This is a genomic window from Alloalcanivorax marinus, from assembly GCF_016785095.1.
GTDB classification, from domain to species: Bacteria; Pseudomonadota; Gammaproteobacteria; order Pseudomonadales; family Alcanivoracaceae; genus Alloalcanivorax; species Alloalcanivorax marinus_A.
The window spans coordinates 85562-104156 of sequence record NZ_JAEKJB010000006.1; the positions used below are offsets into that span (position 1 = coordinate 85562).

Genomic DNA, 18595 nt, shown 5'->3' on the forward strand with positions numbered 1-18595 from the left:
TCAAGGGAGTAAGCCTAAGGGAGACGGCGGGGCGGAGGAAGGTCCGGCGCCGGCGCCCGGCGATTATTTCAGCGGGACGGAGCCGGCGCGGCCTACATTACGCTCATCCATCAGGGCGGACGTCCCGGCTCCGGCGCTGGCGCGGGGCTCGTTTGTTCACGCTCGTCGGCGTGGCCCGGCTGAATGCCGAAGGTGGGGTAGAGCGACGCCACCAGCAACAGCGCCATGGCCCGGTTGAACACCGCCAGGCGGTGCCCCTGGTGCAGCCGGCTTTTCAACGCCGCGCCGAACAGGTTCCAGGCGCTGATCAGTGGCAGGCCGATGATCAGGAAGGCGCCGGCCACCAGCGTTACGCTGGCGGTGAAGTGGGCCGGCTGGGTGAAAGTGGCCATGCCGGTAAGGATCATCATCCAGGCCTTGGGATTGACCCACTGGAACAGCGCCGCCTGGGCGAAAGTCAGCGGTCGCGCATCCCGATGGTCCTGCTTCAGGTGGCGGGTACGCGCCAGTCGCCAGGCCAGATAGAGCAGATACAGGGCGCCGCCGATACGCAGCGCGGTCACCGCCTCTGGAAAGCGGCTCAGCAACGAGCCAAGGCCCAGGGCCACGCACAACAGCATTACCTGACAGCCGAAGGCGATGCCGAGAATGTGCGGCAGCGAGCGCCGGAAACCGGCGTTGGCGCCGCTCGCCATCAGCATCAGATTGTTGGGGCCCGGGGTGCCGGTCATCACGGCGACGAAGCCGATCAAAGCGACGAACTGTTCGGCGGGCATGGGCGTCTCCGTAAGTCTGTTGATTGGCACAGCCTAGGTGGACAGCGGGGGTTAATACAGATATAAAAATACGAAATTGAACCGGTACAGTTTGTCATTGTGGAAAACTGTACCGCTGCTTTGGGCGGCAACTGTATGCACCGCCATGGAGAGGGCATGACCTACGCGGACAAACGCTATGAACAACTGGCGGATCAGTTGCAAACGCTGATCGGTGATCAGGTCTATCCGGTGGGCAGCCGTCTGCCCGGGGTGCGTAAGCTCAGTGAGCAGCACGGCGTCAGCGTGGCCACGGCGGTGAGCGCCTGCCGGGAGCTGGAGCAGCGTGGCGTGCTGGAAGCGCGGCCACGCTCAGGGTTTTTCGTGTGCCCGCCGCCGGCACGGCGGGCGACGCCCAGCCTGCCCAGCGCGGGGCGGCGTCCGCGCCCGGTAACCGGTCAGGAGCGAGTGCTGCGCATGGTGCAGGCGGTCAACGACCCGGCCGTGGTGAACCTGGGGGCGGCGGTGGCCGACCCGGACTTCCTGCCGGTGGCGCGGATGGAGCGGGCTTTCCGCACCGTGCTGCGCGAACAGCGCCGCCGCTGCGTGGGCTACGCGTTCCCGCCCGGGGCCCCGGAGCTGCGCGCCGGCCTGGCCCGGCGGTTGGCGGCGCTGCGCTGCCCGGTATCCCCGGACCAGGTGCTGATCACCAACAGCTGCCAGGAATCCGTGGCCATCGCCCTGCGCATGCTGACCCGTCCCGGCGACACCGTGGCGATTGAATCGCCTACCTATTACGGCCTGCTGCAGGTGATCGAGTCCCTGGGGCTGAAAGCCCTGGAAATCCCCACCGACCCGATTCGTGGGCTGTCCCTGGAAGCGCTTACCCTGGCCCTGGAGCGCTGGCCGGTGGCGGCCTGCGTGGTGGTGCCCAACTTCTCCAACCCGCTGGGCAGCCGCATGCCGGACGACCGCAAACAGGCCCTGCTGAGACTGCTGGGGGAGCATGACGTGCCTCTGGTGGAGGACGATATCTACGGCGATCTGCCGCTCAACGGTCCGCGCCCGCTGCCGATCAAGGCCTGGGACCGGGACGGCCGGGTGTTCTACTGCGCGTCCTGCTCGAAGACGCTGTCGGCGGGTATGCGGGTGGGCTGGCTGGTGCCCGGCCACGATTTCGAACGGGCCCAGTACCTGCAATTCATCAACACCGTGTCGGTGGCCACGCCGTCGCAATTGGCGCTGGCCCACTTTCTGGACCACGGTCATTACGACCGTTATTTGCGGCGGGTGCGGGATCAGCATGTCCGGGCGGTGGCGCGCATGACGGACCGGGTCACCGAGCTGTTCCCGGCGGAAACCAGGGTCAGCCGGCCCGCCGGCGGCTTCGTGCTGTGGCTGGAATTGCCCGGCGCGGTGAACACCACGGAACTGGCGGAACGGGCCCTGGACGCCGGCGTCAGTTTCGCGCCGGGGCCGTTGTTCTCCGCTTCCGGCAAGTTCGATCACTGCCTGCGACTGAACTGCGCGGTGCGCTGGGACAACCGGGTGGAGCGGGCCCTGGCGCGGCTGGCGGCGCTGCTGTAGCGCCTGCTCCCGCCCGCGCCGGGAAGGAGCGCTGTAGGAGCGACTTTAGTCGCGATCAGAGGTTGGGATTACAACCGAACCCTTGATCGCGGCTGAAGCCGCTCCTACAAGGTGTGCGATGTGAGCGCGGCGGGTGACGGGGCCCGCTCAGCCTTCCATCTCGGCCAATTCGTCGTCGAAGAAAAACCGCTCCTCGCCGAACGCCGGTTCCAGATGGTTGAGCCAGGTGGCATCCGGGTTGTACTTGGCGAAGAACGGACGCTGCACCCAGTCCGCGTTGCGGCCCTGGATCAGGCGCAGCACGAACACCTTCTCGCCATGGATCTCGGTGACGCCCTGGATCTCCACCTTGCCCGGGTGGCTGGACATGCTCGGGCCGCGGGCGGTGCGGGCCAGGCCGGATACCCGCTGCATGGCATCACGATAGATTTCCCAGGCGCGGGCCAGGGGCACCTCGAAGTAATGCCGCGCGCCGGTGTCGCGCTCCACGAACATGTAATAGGGCACGATGCCCAGCTCCACCTGGGTTTGCCACAGGCGCGCCCAATCGTCGGCATTGTCGTTGATGTGCGCCAGCAGCGGACCCTGGGCACGGATCTGGGCACCGGTCTCGCGCACCCGGCGGATCGCTTCCCGGGCGATGGCCGGTTCCATTTCCCGCCAGTGGTTGTAATGGGCCATCAGCGCCAGATGCTTGCCGGCGGCGCGCACTTCACGGAACAGGTCCAGCAGGTCGTCGGCGTCCTTGTCGGAGACGAAGCGGTGGGGCCAGAAGGTGAGCGCCTTGGAACCGATGCGGATGGTGCGCACCTGCTCCAGTTCCAGCAGCGGCTCGATGTGGGCGCGCAGGTTCTTGGTCTTCATCACCAGCGGGTCGCCGCCGGTGATCAGGATATCGGTGATCTCGGGATGGGCCTGCACATAGCGCTTAAGCTGGCCGGCTTCCTTGGCGGCGATCTTGAGATCGTTGTCGCCGATGAACTGGGCCCAGCGGAAGCAGAAAGTGCAGTAGCTGTGGCACACCTGCCCCTGGCTGGGGAAGAACAGCACCGTCTCGTTGTACTTGTGCTGGATGCCGTCGATTTTTTCGCCGTCCACCTCGGGAATGTTGTGCTCGATCTGGCCGGCGGGGTGCGGGTTGAGCGCTTCCCGGACTTCCGACACGGCGGCGTCGATCTCGCTCTTGTCGCCGCCGCGCATGGCTTCGGCCACCTTTTCGAAGTGCTCCGGCGCGAGCATGTCCTTTTGCGGGAAGGTGAGCTGGTAGATGGGGTCGTCGGGCACCTTGTCCCAGTTGATCAGCTCCTCGATGACGTATTCATTGACCCGGAACGGTAGCACATTGGCCACCACGCGCATGGCGAAACGGGTCTCCTCGTCGAGCCGCGCCAACGGTTCGATCTTGTCCAGTTGGCGGGCGGTGAACACTTTGAAACGGCGCGGTTCCTGATGGGCCGGCTCCTGGTGCTCGCGCAGAGGGATGACCGTGTTGGCTTCTGACATGGTTTTCGCTCCTCATCATGCCGGCGTGCGAGGGGCGCGCGCCGGTGGACTGGCCGCTTAAGGAGGGTGCAAGGCTCCTTCACCAGTGTGATCGAATTATTTCTACTGACAGCCGGTGACACCGGCGCGATTCGGGCTCTATCCAAGAGCCGGGGGAACCCGGGGGTTCCGTGTGTCTCCGGTGGTGCTTGAACCGGAGCAGGGCGCGTGCGGGACGCGGAGGGTCGAGGTGCCGCCCGGCGGCTCCTCAAGGCGCGCTATTCTACGGTCTGGCCCGGCAAAGCGCAAAAGCGCCCCCGGCGCGCCGCGCAGCCGGGTCCGGCGCGGCCATCCGTGTTATGTTTGCCCGGTTTCCAGGAGATCGAAATGCAGGACATGGTCGCCGGGATCGCCGCGCCCGTGGAACGCGGCCTGGCCTGGCTGAACACCTTTTGGCCGGCGATCGCCGCCACCGTCGGCGTGGTGCTGGCGGTGTGGGTGACGCTGCATGTCGCCCAGCACAAGCGCGACGCCCGCGCCGCCGCCGCCTGGACCGGCCTGGTCTGGCTGGTACCGGTGCTGGGCGCGTTGCTCTACCTCATGCTGGGGGTCAACCGCATCCAGCGGCGCGCCCGCCAGCTTACCGGCGGCGGCATCGATGCCGCCCTGCGCGCCGGGGCGGAGCAGGGCACGCCGCTGCAGACCGATCGCTTGCAGGTGCTGGCGCGCCTGGTGGGCCGTCTCACCCGGCTGCCGCTCACCGGCGGCAACCGGGTGGAGTTGATGGAGGCGCCGGCGGCCCTGGCGGCCATGATCGAGGCGGTGGAGCAGGCCCGTGAAAGCGTTTTCCTGGCTACCTACATCTTCGGTAACGATGCCGCCGGCCGCCCCCTGGCGGACGCCCTGGTGCGCGCCCATCGTCGCGGCGTCCAGGTGCGGGTGCTGGTGGACGGTGTCGGTGCCCTCTATTCACTGCCGCCGATCACCGGTTACCTGCGCCGACGGGGCGTGCCGGTGCAACGCTTCCTGCACTCCGTGGCGCCCTGGCGCATGCCCTATATGAACCTGCGCAACCACCGCAAGCTGATGGTGGTGGACCGGGCCCTGGGCTTTACCGGCGGCGCCAACATCCGCGCCGGTTACATCCAGATCCCGGCGCGTATCCAGGACCTGCACGCCCGCCTGGAAGGGCCGGCGGTGGCTCATTTGCTGCACAGTTTCGTGGCCGACTGGGTGTTCACTTGTGGCGAGGTGCTGGACGACAACTATGTCGGCGAGCTGGACGCCGGCACCGTCCAGGCACGGGGCATCAACGCCGGGCCGGATGCGGATTTCGACAAGCGCCGCCTGACCCTGATGGCGGCGATCGGCGCCGCCCAGCGGGAGATCCGCATCGTCACTCCCTATTTCGTGCCCGACCAGACCCTGCTGGCGACCCTGCAGCTGGCGATCCTGCGCGGCGTGCGGCTGGTGATCCTGGTACCGGAAAAGAACAATCTGCGGCTGGTGCAGTGGGCCAGCCTGCACGTGATCAAATGGCTGGCCAAGGAAGGCGCCGAGGTCTATTTCTCGGCGCCGCCGTTCGACCACACCAAGCTGCTCACCGTGGACGGCCACTGGGTGCAGTTCGGCTCCGGTAACTGGGATGCCCGCAGCCTGCGCCTTAATTTCGAGTTCGACCTGGAATGCTATGATGACCCGCTCGCGGACACCGCCAACGCCCTTATCGACCAGCGCCTGGCGTGCGCCCGACCGATGGGCGACGCGGACTTCCGCGCCATGGCCCGCTGGCGCCACATCCGCAACGCCCTGGCCCATTTGCTCGAACCCTATCTCTGACCGTCGCTGAAACCCGATAAGGAGCCCCGATGCGCCTGCCTCGCGCCCCGGAACTGCCCGATACCCTGGTGACCCTGTCTCGCCTGCAATTCGTCCACGGCTTCGTGGTGGTGGCCATGGCCTCCGCCATCTGGCTGCCGGACCCGGTCACCGCCCGGCCCTGGGTGCCGATCGTGCACCTGCTGGTGGCGCTCTACGTGTTGCTTCAGGTGGGGCTTTACTTTGGCGCCGAACTGGCGCGCGAAGGGAGCAGCCTGGCGCCGCTGGCCTCGCTGCTGCTGGTGATGGCCTGCGCCACGCCGTTTCTGCCGTCCTGGCTGGGGGCACCGCTGATGGCGGTGGCGGTAATGCTGCTGTTTGGCGTGGAGAAGGTGGCGGCGGTGCGCGATTACTGGCCGGAAGCCTGGCTGCGTGGCCGCAAGCAGCACATGCAGTTTCTCATGGTGTCCCTGGCCAGCGTGCTGTTCTGGCTGATCAGCCGCGACAATCAGGCCCTGCTCAAGGCCGCCGGCGGCTGACCGACGGCCCGACCGCGTCGCGCGACCGGGCCGCCGCCCTTTCGCCGGGTTCCGGTAGGAGCGGCTTCAGCCGCGAAAACCCGGCGGGCCGCTATTTCTTAACCGGTGAACCCGGGCCCAACAGCGCCCAGATAATCAGGCCCAGCAGCGGTAGCACCACCACCAACAGCACCCACAGCACCTTCTCGCCGGTGCTGGCGCCGGACTGGATGATTTTGATGATCGCCAGAATATCCAGCACCAGAATGACCAAACCGATCAGCTTACTCATGATTCCCTCTCCCTAGGTATTGTCGTTAAGGTCTTTCCGACGCTAGCCCGGCTTGTCGCTCCGGTAAAGCCGGTGGAGGTAAAAGCCGGTAAAGCCCGGCACTGGCATCCCCGGCCCGGATCACTACAATAGGCCCCCGTACCGCCGCCGGGCATCGCGGCTGAAGCCGCTCCTACAGGGGCCAGGGCTTCGTCGCAGGAACGGCTTCAGCCGCGAGGCCGGAGCCCGGAGGGCGAGTGGCGCCATAAAAAGCGCGCTCGCTCCATTCCGAGCACTCGGACAGGTGAATGCACGACAACGTTTTTAGAAAGCCCCGGTAGCTCAGTTGGGTGAACGCGGGGCCTTCCGGCGCATAGCGCCGGCCGCGTTCACGCCTCGCGGATACCGCCGCGAGGCCGGAGCCCGGAGGGCGAGCGGCGCCATAAAAAGCGCGCTCGCTCCATTCCGAGCACTCGGACAGGTGAATGCAGGACAACGTTTTAGAAAGCCCCGGTAGCTCAGTTGGATAGAGCGAGCGCCTCCTAAGCGCTAGGTCGCAGGTTCGACTCCTGCTCGGGGCGCCACTTCCTTTCGGGTGATGCCCGCCTTTCTTGTAATGAGACTGATTCGCGTTTAATGTGTGGCTCGTCACACCGTGCCGCCTGGCAGGGTCCGTCCAAGAGCCGCCGTGAATCATGTCCGCCTCCGACCCCGAAGCCTCCCGTTTCACCACCCTGTACCGTGATCATCACGGCTGGTTGTACCACTGGCTGCGCCGCCGGCTGGGATGCACCGAGCAGGCCGCGGATCTGGCCCAGGACACCTTCGTGCGGGTGCTGGCACGGGGCGAGCCGGTCACCGGCACGGCACCGCGCGCTTTTCTGGGCACCATCGCGCGGGGGCTGGTGATCGATTTCTGGCGTCGAAGCGCCCTGGAAAAAGCCTACCTGGAAGCCCTGGCGCAACTGCCACCACGAACCTGTCCCTCCGCCGAGGCCCGTCACGAGGCGTTGCAGATGCTGGAGCGCACCGCCGCCATGCTGGATGGTCTCAAGCCCCGTGTGCGCCAGGCGTTCCTGCTCCATCAACTGGGCGGACGGACCCACCGCCAGGTGGCCGAGGCACTGGGCGTGTCCACCCGCAGCGCGGAGCGGTACGTAGCAGAAGCGCTGATGCACTGCTACCGGCTGCGTTACCAACTGGAGGAGGGGTGATGGCGCTGGATCGGCACACGCCGTTGCCGGAATCCGTGGTGCGGGCGGCGATCCAATGGCAACTGCGCCTTGATGAAGCGGAGGACCCGGCATCGCTGCGCGAGCGCCTTCGCGAGTGGTGCACGGATCATCCTTCCCATGCTTTGGCCTGGGCGCGGCTGTGCGAGCTGCGCGGCGATTTCCGCGCCATGCTCGACAGCCTGCCGGAGCGTGGCATGGCGGTGCCCGTGTTGCGCGACGCCGCCGTCGACCCGCGCCGGCGCCGTGCCTTGAAGGGGCTGCTGGCGCTGATGGTGGCGGCGCCGGTGGGGTGGTCCGCCTATCGACACTCGCCGCTCAGCGCCGACCTGCGCACCGGCGCCGGGGAGCAGCGCCGGTTGACCCTGGAGGATGGCACGCGCCTGTTCCTGAATACCCGCTCCTCGCTGGACGTGCGTTATGACGCCAGCGAGCGGCGCCTGGCCCTGCACCATGGCGAGATCTGGGTGCGCAGTGGCGCCGATGGGGGCCGACCGGTTCCCCGGCCATTGCGGGTGGCGCATGAATTCGGGGTATGCGAAACCCTCGACGCGGACTTTCTGCTGCGCGACGTGGGCGACGATCACGCCACGCTCTGGGTGGCTCGCGGCGAGGTAATCGCGACGCCCCGGGGCGGCGCTGCGCGACACTGTGGCGAGGGGACGGGGTGGCGCCTCACCGACAACGCGGTGACGCCGACGGCGCTCCGTGAACATCCCGACGACTGGACCCGGGGACACCTGATGGTGGACGACATGCGCCTGGGGGATTTTCTCGCCGAACTGGGCCGTTACCGCAACGGGTACACCGGCTGCGACCCGGCGGTGGCCGGCCTGCGTTTGTCCGGGGTATTCCAGCTGCGGGACCCGGATGCCTTGATCGACGATCTGGCGCGGCTGTTGCCGGTGGCGGTGGCATGGCGCACGCCCTGGTGGGTGAAAGTGGAGGCGGCCTGAAAAAAGTTCGGAAAGTCTGTCGGGTTTCGCCGGTTGGTTCGGTTAAGGAAAGGACACGTCCTTAATCGACAACGGAATCCATCATGTTCTTGACCGCTTGCCCTTTCGATGGCCGCCAGCACTGGCGCCGTCACGCTCTCGCCGCCGCCTTGGCCCTGACCCTGGGCGGCCCGGCCCTGGCCGCGACGCCGCCCGGTGAGCCGGCGCCGGCCGTGCTGAACGCCATCGACATTCCCGCCGGGCCGCTGGCGCCGGCCCTGAGCCGCTTCGCCGAACGCACCGGCATCACGCTGTCGTTCTCGCCGGATCTGACCCGCGACCGCCGCACCGGCGGCGTGCGCCAGCCCGCCTCGGTGCGCGACGGGCTCAACCAACTGCTCGCCGGTACCGGCCTGGTGGCCGAGGCTGGCGACGGCGGTTACGTGGTGGTGCCCCTGGAAGGCCGGACCCATGCGTTGGAGGCGGTCACCGTGGACGGGCAGGGCGAGGAGGCCAATGGTCCGGTAAGCGGGTACCGCGCGGACCAGAGCCTTACCGCCACCAAAACCGGCACGCCGATTCTGGAAACAGCCCGCAGCATCAGCGTGGTTACCGCCGACCAGATTGCCGACCGCAAAGCCGGCAGCGTGGAGGAGGCGGTGGCGTACACCGCCGGCGTCAGCATTGGCGATTCCGGCCTGGACCCGCGCTTCGACCAGATCAAGGTGCGCGGTTACGCGGTCACCACCGACGCCGACTTCCTGGACGGCCTGCGCCAGCCCAACACCGGCTGGCTGTCCTACTTCACCAGCGAGCCCTATGCCCTGGAACGGGTGGAGGTGCTGAAGGGGCCGTCCTCGGTGTTGTACGGCCAGATCAGCCCCGGTGGCCTGGTCAACCGGGTCAGCAAGCGCCCCAGCGCGCAGGCGCGCCAGGAAGTCGGCGTGCAGGTGGGCAGCCACGATCATCGCCAGGCCCAGTTCGACGTAGGCGGTCGCGCCGACGATCAGGGCGAGGTGTTGTACCGGCTGGTGGGCGTGGCGCGGGATGCCAATACCGACATTGAGCAGGTCGACAACGACCTGACCCTGCTGGCCCCCTCCTTGAGCTGGCGGCCGGATGAGGACACCCGCTTCACCCTGCTGACTCAGTACAGCGACCGGCTGACCAGTGGTTCGCCGCGCCCCTACCAGGACGGCGACACGCTCACCCGCTTCTGGTCCGGTGACGAGGACTTCGACAAACTGGATCAGCGCCAGTGGCTGCTGGGCTATGAGTTCGAGCACGCCTTCAGCGATACGGTCAGCGTCCAGCACAACCTGCGCTACGGCAACGTGGACACCACCAACCAGTATCTCAGCGTCACCGGCGTCAACGCCGGCAACGCGGATCTGCTGGACCGGGTCAGCTACGGCATCTACGAAACCATGGAGTCGGTGACCACCGACACCCGCCTGGTCACCGAACTGGATACCGGAGCGGTCCGCCACACCCTGCTCACCGGCGTGGATTACGCCTGGTTGAATTACGACGTGGAATACGCCTCCGGCGCCGCGCCCTCCATTGATCGCACCAACCCGGATTACGACCAACCGGTGGCGCGGCCGGATCAGGTGTTCGCCGACCAGACCGGTATTTCCCATCGCGGCGGCCTCTATCTGCAGGACCAGATGGCCATCGGCCAGTGGCGGTTGTCCGCCGGCCTGCGTCAGGACTGGCTGCAAACCCGCAAGGAAGATCACTTGAACCTGGCCCGCACCAAGACCCATGACGACAAGACCACCGGTCAGCTTGGCGCGCTTTACCTGTTCGACAACGGCCTGGCGCCCTACGCCAGTTACGCGCAATCCTTCCTGCCGCAAAGCGGCACCAGCCTGGAAGGCGATGCGTTCGATCCCTCCGAGGGGGAGCAGTTCGAGTTGGGGCTGAAATACCAGCCGCCGGGCAGCGGCACCCGGCTTACCGCTTCGCTCTACCAACTGACCCGCAGCCACGTGCTGACCCAGGACCCGCGCAACGTGGCGTTCAGCGTGGAGACCGGCGAGGAGCGTTCCCGGGGCGTGGAACTGGAAGCCGTTTCCGATCTTTCCGACGCCCTGAGCCTGACCGCCGCCTACGCGTACAACGACGCGGAAATTACCGAAAGCAACGATGGCGACGAAGGCAACCGACCCACCAACCGGCCCCGTCATCTGGCCAGCCTGTGGATGGAATACCGCCAGTTCGGCGGGATGCTGGACGGTCTCGGCGTGGCCGGTGGCGCGCGCTATGTGGGCAGCGGTTACGACGATGCCGCCAACACCCGCAAGAACGAAAGCTATACCCTGGTGGACCTGGGCGCCCACTACGACCTGCGCGGCGCGCTGGCCGGGTTCCGGGTGGGGGTCAACGCCAAGAACGTCACGGACAAGGAATACGTGGTTTGCGAGGCGGGCTATTGCTACCGGGGTGCCGGTCGCAGCGTGATCGGCAGCGTCAGCTACTTCTGGTGAGGGCAATGGCCATGATGATCCTCACGGATTCCTGGCGGGCGGTGATGAGCCTGGCTCTGGTGGCGCTGGCGGTCAGTGCCGCCGCCGAGCCGGTGGCGCTCAGCGGTACGCGCGAATGGCAACTGCGCAACGCCGACGGCGATGCCTATCGCATCATGATCAGCGAGCCTCAGGGCGAGCTGCCCTACACCGGCGGCTACCCGGTGCTCTATGTGCTCGACGCCAACGCCTATTTCGCTTCTCTGCATGAGGCCAAGCGGGCGCAAAAGGCGTGGCGGCGGGCGTTGATCGTGGGCATCGGCTACCCGGGAGACGAACCGCTGAATTTCCGGCGCCGTTCCTATGATTTCTCGCCGCCGGTGCCCGAGGAGCGCAACGATCCGCCTCAAGGCGGCCAGGACAAGCTGCTCGATTTTCTCGCCAACACGGTGATGCCGAAAGTGGCCGCCGAATACCCGGTGGACCCCGGCCAACAAAGCCTGTACGGCCATTCCTTCGGCGGCATGTTCGCGGTCTACGCGTTTTTCACCCGGCCCGGGCTGTTCGACCACGTGGTGGCCGCCAGCCCCAGCCTGTGGTGGCACGACCGCTATCTGCTGGCCCCGGAACACCACTTCAGCGAACGGGTGAAAGCCGGCGACATCGACGTCACCCACGCCAGCCTGGCGCTGATTCTGGCGGAACGGGATTCGCCCCAGGAAATTCAGGATGCCGGCGCCCTGCAACGGCGGCTTGAGCCGCTCTCCGGCCACGGGCTGCGCGCCAGCATGACGGTGATCGACGGTGAGGATCATATGTCGCTGCCGTTTCGCATCGAGAACCGGGTATTGAGGGAGGTGCTCACCGCGCGGCGCCGTTAGCGCCGGGCCGGGTTTTGACGTAACGTTTCCTTCCAACATGCATCCATGGGGGCATGAACGCGGTCCCTACCCCGAGGAGCACGCCATGAAGGACACCCGGCCCCTGTTGCTGCGCAGCCGAACGGATTTCCCGCCGTTGCGCCGGCGGCGCACCCGCATTCTGCAGGTGAATCTGGGCTACCTGTGCAATCTGAGCTGCGTGCACTGCCATGTGAACGCCGGCCCCACCCGCACCGAGCTGATGAGCCGGAAGGTGGTGGAGCAGGTGATCGCGGTGCTCGATCAGGGCGAGGTACGGGTGTTGGATCTGACCGGCGGCGCTCCGGAGATGAACCCGCACTTCCGGGATCTGGTGCGCGCCGCCCGCGCCCGCGATGTCACCGTGATCGACCGCTGCAACCTGACCATCGTGCTCGAGGAAGGCTACCAGGATCTGCCCGAATTCCTGGCCGGGCAGGGCGTGCAGGTGGTGGCGTCGCTGCCGTGCTATCTGGAAGACAACGTCAACCAGCAGCGCGGCAAGGGCGTTTACCAGGGCAGCATCGAGGCGATTCGCCGGCTTAACGCCGCCGGTTACGGTGACAGCGAGGCGCTGCCGCTGGACCTGGTTTACAACCCGGTGGGCGCCCATCTTCCCCCTCCCCAGGCGGCCCTGGAAGCGGATTACAAACGCGAGCTGGGCGAGCGCTTCGGCATCCGGTTCAACCACCTGCTGACCATCACCAACATGCCGATCAGCCGTTTCGGCGCGGTGCTGCTGGCCCAGGACCGCTTCAACGATTACATGCGACTGCTGCGCGACAGCCACAATGACGCTAACCTGGACGCGGTGATGTGCCGCGATACCCTGAGCGTGGACTATCGTGGCTATCTCTATGATTGCGATTTCAACCAGATGCTGGATCTGCCCCAGGGTGGCGGCGAGCGCCACCCCCATCTCGAGGAGTTGCTGGCGGCGGACAAGGACGGCGAAGGCATTTACGTGGCCGATCATTGCTTTGGCTGCACCGCCGGCGCCGGCAGCAGTTGCGGAGGAGCGCTGGAATGAGCCTGAGCGTGGTGATCCCGGTGCTGGACGAAGCCAAATGCCTGGAGGCTTTCCTGGCCGGCTTGCGTGAGCGCCTGACGGAGAACGACGAAATCATTGTGGTGGACGGCGGCAGCCAGGACGGCAGCCCGCTGATCGCCCGCCAATACGCCGACGTGGTGTTGCACTGTGATCGTGGCCGGGCGCGCCAGATGAACCTGGGCGCCGAGCGCGCCAAAGGGGACTGGCTGTGGTTTCTGCACGCCGATTGCGGTCGGGTCAAACGCGGTCATCTGCGTGCCCTGCGGGCCCTGCCCGAGGACGCTCTCTGGGGCCGCTTCGATGTGCGCCTCTCCGGTGACCACCGGCTGTTCCCGATGATTGGCCATGCCATGAACCTGCGCTCGCGCTGGACCGGCATCGCCACCGGCGACCAGGGCATCTTCGTGCGCCGGGATCTGTTCCTGGAACTGGGCGGCTTCCCGATGCAACCGCTGATGGAGGACGTGGCGCTCAGCACCCGCCTGCGCGGCCGCGCCAAGCCGGTGTGCCTGCGCCCGCGCCTGGAGGCGGACAGCCGCCGCTGGGAGGAGAACGGCGTGCTGCGCACCACCCTGCTGATGTGGCAGTTGCGCTGGCGCTACTGGCGCGGCGAGGACCCGGCGCGGTTGCACCGGGACTACTACCGCCACCATTATTATCAACGCTGAGGCCGGCATGGGCGGCGAGACCCTGCTGATGGTGTTCGCCCGGGCTCCCCGCCTGGGCCAGGTGAAAACCCGCCTGATTCCGGCTTTGGGCGAGCAGGGCGCGCTGGCGGTGCACCAACGGCTGCTGGATCGGACCCTGACCGAGGCCGCCGCCTTCGCCGGCCCGGCCCGGCTGATGCTGGACCAGCCCGACGAGACCCTGGCGCGGCGTGCCGCCGCGATCAATCTCTCCGTGGGATACCAGCAGGGCGCGGACCTGGGTGAGCGCATGGCCCGCGCCCTGGCCGTCGGCCTGGCCGACCATGCCCGGGTGTTGCTGGTGGGCTGCGACTGCCCGGTGCTGGATCAGGCTTATCTGGCCCTGGCCGAGGACCGCCTGCGGCACGGTCGGGTGGTGCTCGGCGCCAGTGAAGACGGCGGCTTCGTGCTGATCGGCGGCGGCGACGCCAAGGTCTGGCGGGCGGACCGTTTCGAGGGTGTGCGACTCGGTGGTGGTTACGCCCTGGCGGACACCCTGGTGGCCCTCAACGACGAAAGCGGCGTGGAGGTCCTGCCGCCCCTGTGGGACGTGGATCGTCCCGAAGATGTGCGCAGAGCCCGGAATCTGGGCGTACTTCCCTGAAATCGTCTCATATTATGAGACGGAAACCGTGAGCTACACGGTTGCCCCCCCTATACTCGAAATCGCGGATATGCCTCCGGTCGTGGTTCCGGTCGGAGAGCCCGAGGCCCAGCGTCCGGGTGTCGGCGCGGTTGGAAGAGGGCGCCATCTTCGACTCAAGGGAGTGACACATGCAACAGCCTCCAGTGCTGGATGAGACCGTGCTCGCGGAGCTACGCGAGGTGATGGGCAGCGACTTCGAGACCCTGGTTGAGTCCTATGGCCGCGACGGCGGCCAGCGTCTGGCCGCCCTGCGCCAGGCGGTCGCCCAGGGCGACGCCGATCTGGCGCGCCAGCAGGCACACAGTTTCAAAGGCAGCAGCGGTAATCTCGGCGCCCGGCGGGTGGCGGCGCTGTGCCTGGAGCTGGAACAGCTGGCCCGGGCCGGCGACCTGGCCGCGGTGGACGAGCGCCTCGATCCCCTGGAAGACGCCTTCAATGAATCCTGTCGCTCACTGCGCGCTCTCACCGCGGTAGCGGGTTGACGGCCGGTCGCCGTTTGGCACGCAAAAAAAACCCCTCTTCCAAAGGGGGTGGAAGAGGGGGGGTTGTGAGCGCTATTTCTAGCGCCTTGGGGGGATACCTTCGATGCCTTGAATGCTACAGGTCACAATCCGCGGGTGCAGTAAAAAGCAGTGAGCGATTGTAAAAAGTTGACGTTCTTGTAACGGGAGTCTGTTGCAAGATTCGCGCTGGGATCACTTTCCGGACCCTGGCAATGGCCATCGTTTGTAAGAGATATCTTACAAGACTGTAAGCATTTCTACCAATCTTCTGTCCTAGTATGCCCTCAATTTCCAGGGGGCGAATCGCTAAGTCATTGATAAATCAGAGAAAGAGCCGGTGGGGCTGATTTCCGGGCAGGAAATTTTATAGATCTTTAACCCTCGGTAACGAAACGGGTTGCTATAGTGGTTTCCGTGTTCAGGGATAAAGAGCACAGGGATTGGCTAAGGATGGCGGACACGGAAGTCCAGGTGAGCGCAATCGGGTAAGGACGACTCGACGCAAAAAGGGCGGCAGGATGCCGCCCTTTCTCATTTCCGGCCCACCGGGCTTGTTTCAAGCCGCCGGTTTCAGACCACTGGCGCCGCGGACAGTGTTCCGGCCGGCGCGCCGCCCGCCGAAACACTCACGCCTGACTCACCATTCCTTGACGAGTTTCTCGCGCTTGTTGGCCACGCCGTCCCATTCGTCGGCGTCGTCCGGGGAGTCCTTCATCTCGGTGATGTTTGGCCACTTCTCCGCCAGCTCGGCGTTGATCTCCAGAAAATCCTGCTGATCGTCCGGCAGCTCATCCTCCGAGAAGATGGCGTTCACCGGGCACTCCGGTTCGCACAGCGCGCAGTCAATGCACTCGTCCGGGTGAATGACCAGGAAGTTGGGGCCTTCATAGAAGCAATCCACCGGACATACTTCCACGCAGTCCGTGTGTTTGCAGTTGATGCAGTTTTCACCTACTACGAACGTCATTAGCCTGTCCTCGCCAGGTGTATTCTCGTCTCGTTCCGGGGCCGGAGCCGCATATTAGCAGACACCGATGAACTTGGGGGCGGCGCTAGTCTACCGGACTGCCAGCCTCAGGCAAGCGCCGCAACCCGTCCCTGTACGCATATGGATATAACGCGTCACCCTTTGCCCAACGCCTTCAACGCGTACAACCGCTCCAGCGCCTGCCGAGGCGTCAGCTCGTCCGGGTCGATATCCGCCAGGGCTTTCTCCACCGCGCCGGGCGCGCCGAACAGATCCGCCTGGGCCGGCGCGGTGGCCGGGGCCGGCGCCGCCGACTTGGGTCGCTCGCCCTGTTCCAGCTCGCTCAGCTTCTCCGTGGCGCGGTGGATCACGCCCGCCGGCACCCCGGCCAGTTGCGCGACCTGCAAGCCGTAGCTGCGGCTCGCCGGCCCCTCCTGCACCCGGTGCAGAAACACGATGCGGTTGTTGTGCTCGCTGGCGGTGAGGTGGGCGTTGTACACCCCGGGCAATTGCTCCGGCAGTTGCGTCAGTTCGAAGTAATGGGTGGCGAACAAAGTGAACGCCCTGAGATTACGCGCCAGGTGCTCCGCCGCCGCCCACGCCAGGCTCAGGCCATCGAAGGTGCTGGTGCCCCGACCGATCTCGTCCATCAGCACCAGACTTTCCGGGGTGGCGTTGTTGAGAATATTGGCGGTCTCCGACATCTCCACCATGAAGGTGGAGCGGCCGCCGGCCAGATCGTCGGAGGAGCCGATGCGGGTAAAGATGCGGTCCAGCTTGCCCACCCGGGCGCTGGCCGCCGGCACCGCGCTGCCAATATGAGCGAGCAGGGCGATCAGCGCGGTCTGGCGCATATAGGTGGACTTACCGCCCATGTTCGGGCCGGTGATGATCACCATGCGGCGCTGGTCGTCCAGATGCAGGCTGTTGGGCACGAACGCATCGTCCAGCACCTGCTCCACCACCGGGTGGCGGCCATCGACGATCTCCACCACCGGTTCGGTCACCAGTTGCGGCCGCACCCAGCCCAGCGCTTCGGCACGCTCCGCGAAGGCGGCCAGCACATCCACCTCGGCCACCGCCGCGGCGCTCGCCTGCAGCGGGCCCAGGTCCGCCGCCAGGGTCTCGATCAACTGCTCGTAGAGCCGCTTCTCCAGGGTCAGCGCCTTGCTCGACGCGGACAACGCCTTGTCCTCGAACTCCTTGAGCTCCGGCGTGATGAAACGCTCCGCGTTCTTCAGCGTCTGGCGACGCTGGTAATCCATCGGCGCGTTGTCCGCCTCGCGGCGGGACAGCTCGATGTAATAGCCGTGCACCCGATTGTACTTCACCCGCAGGGTAGAGAAGCCGGTGCGCTCGCGTTCCCGGGTCTCGATATCCACCAGCACCTGGCCGGCGTTTTCGCTGATCGAACGCAGCTCGTCCAGCTCCGCGCTGTAGCCCTCGGCGATCACGCCGCCATCGCGGATCAGCATCGGTGGATTCTCGATCACCGCCTGGTCCAGCAAGCCGGCCTGCTCCGGAAATTCATTGAGCCGCTCATGCAGGCCCTGGAACGCCTCGTGGTCCGGCAGCGCCGCGTGCAACGCCGGCAACGCCTCCAGACTGGCGCGCAGGCGGGTCAGGTCCCGGGGCCGCGCCGAGCGTAACGCCACCCGACCCAGAATCCGCTCCATATCGCCGATCCGGTCCAGCACCTCGCGCACCGCCTCGAACCGCCAGCCATCGCGCAACGCCGCCACCCGCCGCTGGCGTTCGCCCAGCACCGTGCGGTCGCGCAATGGTCGATGAATCCAGCGCTTCAGAAGGCGCGCCCCCATGGCCGTCTCGGTGCTGTCCAGCACCCAGGCCAGGGTCGGCACCTCGTCGCCGTTCAGGGTCTCGGTCAGCTCCAGATTGCGGCGCGTAGCCGCGTCCATGGCCACGCCGTCGTCGAACGCCTCCATGGCCAGACCCGTCACATGGGGCAGGGCACTGCGCTGGGTATCCCGGGCGTACTGCAGTAACGCCCCGGCGGCGGCCACCGCCACCGCCGGCGGCTGCCCGAACCCGGACAAATCCTGCACCCCGAACTGCTGGCACAACTGGCGCACCGCCGCCTCGCCATCAAACTCCCACGGCGGACGCTTGCGGCACCCCGGCCGCTCCACCAACGACGCCGGCAGACCATGGTCCTCGCACACCAGCAACTCCGCCGGCTGCCAGCGCTCCAGCAACGCCTGCAACTGCTCGTGGCCCTCCACCCGGGTCACCACGAACCGGCCCGCCGCCACATCCAGGCTCGCCGCGCCCACCGCCGGCCCGTCCTCGAACAACGCGCACAGCAGCGTATCCCGCCGCTCCTCCAGCAACGCCTCATCGCTCACCGTCCCCGGCGTCACGATGCGCACCACCTTGCGCTCCACCGGCCCCTTCGCCAGCGCCGGATCGCCGACCTGCTCGCAAATCACCACCGACTCGCCCAGCTTCACCAACCGCGCCAGATAGCCCTCCGCCGCGTGATACGGAATCCCGGCCATGGGAATCGGCTTGCCATTGCTCTGCCCGCGCTGGGTCAGCGTGATGTCCAGCAACCGCGCCGCCTTCTGCGCGTCACCGAAAAACAGCTCGTAGAAATCCCCCATCCGGTAGAACAGCAACTGATCCGGATGGTCGGCCTTCAGGCCGAGATACTGCTTCATCATCGGGGTGTGGCCGGAAAGGTCGTCCATTGCCATAAGCGCGGTATCGCCTGTTTTCTGAAAAGAGTGGAGCGGCTCAAGGGCAGGGCGCGG

Annotated in this window: 16 protein-coding genes and 1 tRNA gene; 12 read left to right on the plus strand and 5 right to left on the minus strand. The window is 66.5% G+C overall.

Features of this window, described 5'->3' with window-relative positions; genetic code table 11:
• Window positions 1-110: 110 nt before the first annotated feature.
• Window positions 111-776 carry a LysE family translocator gene (locus JF515_RS06055; protein ID WP_203102045.1) on the minus strand — a complete coding sequence of 222 codons (666 nt, stop codon included), beginning with the start codon at window positions 774-776 and terminating at the stop codon, window positions 111-113.
• Between the two features lie 156 nt (window positions 777-932).
• Here JF515_RS06055 and JF515_RS06060 point away from each other — a divergent pair, with 156 nt between their 5' ends.
• Entirely contained in the window at window positions 933-2342 is a 1410-nt protein-coding gene (locus tag JF515_RS06060; RefSeq protein WP_203102047.1) for a PLP-dependent aminotransferase family protein, read from the plus strand.
• A 147-nt stretch (window positions 2343-2489) separates the two neighbouring features.
• Here JF515_RS06060 and JF515_RS06065 read toward each other — a convergent pair whose 3' ends face one another.
• On the minus strand, window positions 2490-3845 hold the full coding sequence (locus tag JF515_RS06065) for a KamA family radical SAM protein (protein ID WP_203102049.1): 1356 nt from the start codon (window positions 3843-3845) through the stop codon (window positions 2490-2492).
• A gap of 366 nt (window positions 3846-4211) precedes the next feature.
• Between JF515_RS06065 and JF515_RS06070 the strand changes: the two genes are divergently transcribed.
• Both JF515_RS06070 and JF515_RS06075 read left to right on the plus strand, forming a co-directional pair.
• Window positions 4212-5663 (plus strand): phospholipase D-like domain-containing protein, encoded by a 1452-nt coding sequence (locus tag JF515_RS06070; protein WP_203102051.1) that lies wholly within the window; start codon window positions 4212-4214, stop codon window positions 5661-5663.
• Window positions 5664-5692: 29 nt separating this feature from the next.
• The gene (locus JF515_RS06075; protein ID WP_203102053.1) at window positions 5693-6181 is read left to right on the plus strand and encodes a hypothetical protein; all 489 of its coding nucleotides are present in this window, start codon (window positions 5693-5695) and stop codon (window positions 6179-6181) included.
• Window positions 6182-6272: 91 nt separating this feature from the next.
• On the opposite strand, the gene JF515_RS06080 is transcribed toward JF515_RS06075, so the two are convergent.
• The gene (locus JF515_RS06080) at window positions 6273-6452 is read right to left on the minus strand and encodes a PLDc N-terminal domain-containing protein (RefSeq protein WP_203102057.1); all 180 of its coding nucleotides are present in this window, start codon (window positions 6450-6452) and stop codon (window positions 6273-6275) included.
• A 486-nt stretch (window positions 6453-6938) separates the two neighbouring features.
• Between JF515_RS06080 and JF515_RS06085 the strand changes: the two genes are divergently transcribed.
• The 9 genes from JF515_RS06085 to JF515_RS06125 all read left to right on the plus strand — a co-directional run bounded on the left by JF515_RS06085 (window position 6939) and on the right by JF515_RS06125 (window position 14833).
• Window positions 6939-7015, plus strand: a tRNA-Arg gene (locus tag JF515_RS06085).
• A gap of 111 nt (window positions 7016-7126) precedes the next feature.
• On the plus strand, window positions 7127-7645 hold the full coding sequence (locus JF515_RS06090; RefSeq protein WP_203102059.1) for a sigma-70 family RNA polymerase sigma factor: 519 nt from the start codon (window positions 7127-7129) through the stop codon (window positions 7643-7645).
• Window positions 7645-8619: a FecR domain-containing protein gene (locus JF515_RS06095; RefSeq protein ID WP_203102068.1), complete on the plus strand. Its 975-nt coding sequence runs from the start codon at window positions 7645-7647 to the stop codon at window positions 8617-8619. The genes JF515_RS06090 and JF515_RS06095 overlap by 1 nt, the downstream gene beginning before the upstream one ends.
• A gap of 83 nt (window positions 8620-8702) precedes the next feature.
• Entirely contained in the window at window positions 8703-11090 is a 2388-nt protein-coding gene (locus tag JF515_RS06100; RefSeq protein WP_203102070.1) for a TonB-dependent siderophore receptor, read from the plus strand.
• Between the two features lie 5 nt (window positions 11091-11095).
• Window positions 11096-11950: an alpha/beta hydrolase gene (locus JF515_RS06105; RefSeq protein WP_203102072.1), complete on the plus strand. Its 855-nt coding sequence runs from the start codon at window positions 11096-11098 to the stop codon at window positions 11948-11950.
• Window positions 11951-12035: 85 nt separating this feature from the next.
• Window positions 12036-12998: an arsenosugar biosynthesis radical SAM (seleno)protein ArsS gene (gene arsS / locus JF515_RS06110; RefSeq protein WP_203102080.1), complete on the plus strand. Its 963-nt coding sequence runs from the start codon at window positions 12036-12038 to the stop codon at window positions 12996-12998.
• A complete protein-coding gene (locus JF515_RS06115; RefSeq protein ID WP_203102086.1) occupies window positions 12995-13687 on the plus strand; it encodes a TIGR04283 family arsenosugar biosynthesis glycosyltransferase in 693 nt (230 codons plus the stop codon). The genes arsS and JF515_RS06115 overlap by 4 nt, the downstream gene beginning before the upstream one ends.
• A 7-nt stretch (window positions 13688-13694) precedes the next feature.
• Window positions 13695-14309, plus strand: coding sequence for a TIGR04282 family arsenosugar biosynthesis glycosyltransferase (locus JF515_RS06120; RefSeq protein WP_203102088.1), 615 nt, complete (start codon window positions 13695-13697; stop codon window positions 14307-14309).
• Window positions 14310-14479: 170 nt separating this feature from the next.
• A complete protein-coding gene (locus tag JF515_RS06125; protein ID WP_238400894.1) occupies window positions 14480-14833 on the plus strand; it encodes an Hpt domain-containing protein in 354 nt (117 codons plus the stop codon).
• 658 nt (window positions 14834-15491) lie between these two features.
• Here JF515_RS06125 and fdxA read toward each other — a convergent pair.
• Together fdxA and mutS are read right to left on the minus strand one after the other, a co-directional pair.
• Window positions 15492-15821 carry a ferredoxin FdxA gene (gene fdxA / locus JF515_RS06130; RefSeq protein ID WP_161384470.1) on the minus strand — a complete coding sequence of 110 codons (330 nt, stop codon included), beginning with the start codon at window positions 15819-15821 and terminating at the stop codon, window positions 15492-15494.
• 155 nt (window positions 15822-15976) lie between these two features.
• Window positions 15977-18538: a DNA mismatch repair protein MutS gene (gene mutS / locus JF515_RS06135; protein WP_203102094.1), complete on the minus strand. Its 2562-nt coding sequence runs from the start codon at window positions 18536-18538 to the stop codon at window positions 15977-15979.
• Between the last annotated feature and the right edge of the window lie 57 nt (window positions 18539-18595).

Coding starts and splice junctions, on each gene's coding strand:
- JF515_RS06055 (WP_203102045.1), bottom strand. CDS start 776: ATGCCCGCCGAACAGTTCGTCGCTTTGATCGGCTTCGTCGCCGTGATG.
- JF515_RS06060 (WP_203102047.1), top strand. CDS start 933: ATGACCTACGCGGACAAACGCTATGAACAACTGGCGGATCAGTTGCAA.
- JF515_RS06065 (WP_203102049.1), bottom strand. CDS start 3,845: ATGTCAGAAGCCAACACGGTCATCCCTCTGCGCGAGCACCAGGAGCCG.
- JF515_RS06070 (WP_203102051.1), top strand. CDS start 4,212: ATGCAGGACATGGTCGCCGGGATCGCCGCGCCCGTGGAACGCGGCCTG.
- JF515_RS06075 (WP_203102053.1), top strand. CDS start 5,693: ATGCGCCTGCCTCGCGCCCCGGAACTGCCCGATACCCTGGTGACCCTG.
- JF515_RS06080 (WP_203102057.1), bottom strand. CDS start 6,452: ATGAGTAAGCTGATCGGTTTGGTCATTCTGGTGCTGGATATTCTGGCG.
- JF515_RS06090 (WP_203102059.1), top strand. CDS start 7,127: ATGTCCGCCTCCGACCCCGAAGCCTCCCGTTTCACCACCCTGTACCGT.
- JF515_RS06095 (WP_203102068.1), top strand. CDS start 7,645: ATGGCGCTGGATCGGCACACGCCGTTGCCGGAATCCGTGGTGCGGGCG.
- JF515_RS06100 (WP_203102070.1), top strand. CDS start 8,703: ATGTTCTTGACCGCTTGCCCTTTCGATGGCCGCCAGCACTGGCGCCGT.
- JF515_RS06105 (WP_203102072.1), top strand. CDS start 11,096: ATGGCCATGATGATCCTCACGGATTCCTGGCGGGCGGTGATGAGCCTG.
- arsS (WP_203102080.1), top strand. CDS start 12,036: ATGAAGGACACCCGGCCCCTGTTGCTGCGCAGCCGAACGGATTTCCCG.
- JF515_RS06115 (WP_203102086.1), top strand. CDS start 12,995: ATGAGCCTGAGCGTGGTGATCCCGGTGCTGGACGAAGCCAAATGCCTG.
- JF515_RS06120 (WP_203102088.1), top strand. CDS start 13,695: ATGGGCGGCGAGACCCTGCTGATGGTGTTCGCCCGGGCTCCCCGCCTG.
- JF515_RS06125 (WP_238400894.1), top strand. CDS start 14,480: ATGCAACAGCCTCCAGTGCTGGATGAGACCGTGCTCGCGGAGCTACGC.
- fdxA (WP_161384470.1), bottom strand. CDS start 15,821: ATGACGTTCGTAGTAGGTGAAAACTGCATCAACTGCAAACACACGGAC.
- mutS (WP_203102094.1), bottom strand. CDS start 18,538: ATGGCAATGGACGACCTTTCCGGCCACACCCCGATGATGAAGCAGTAT.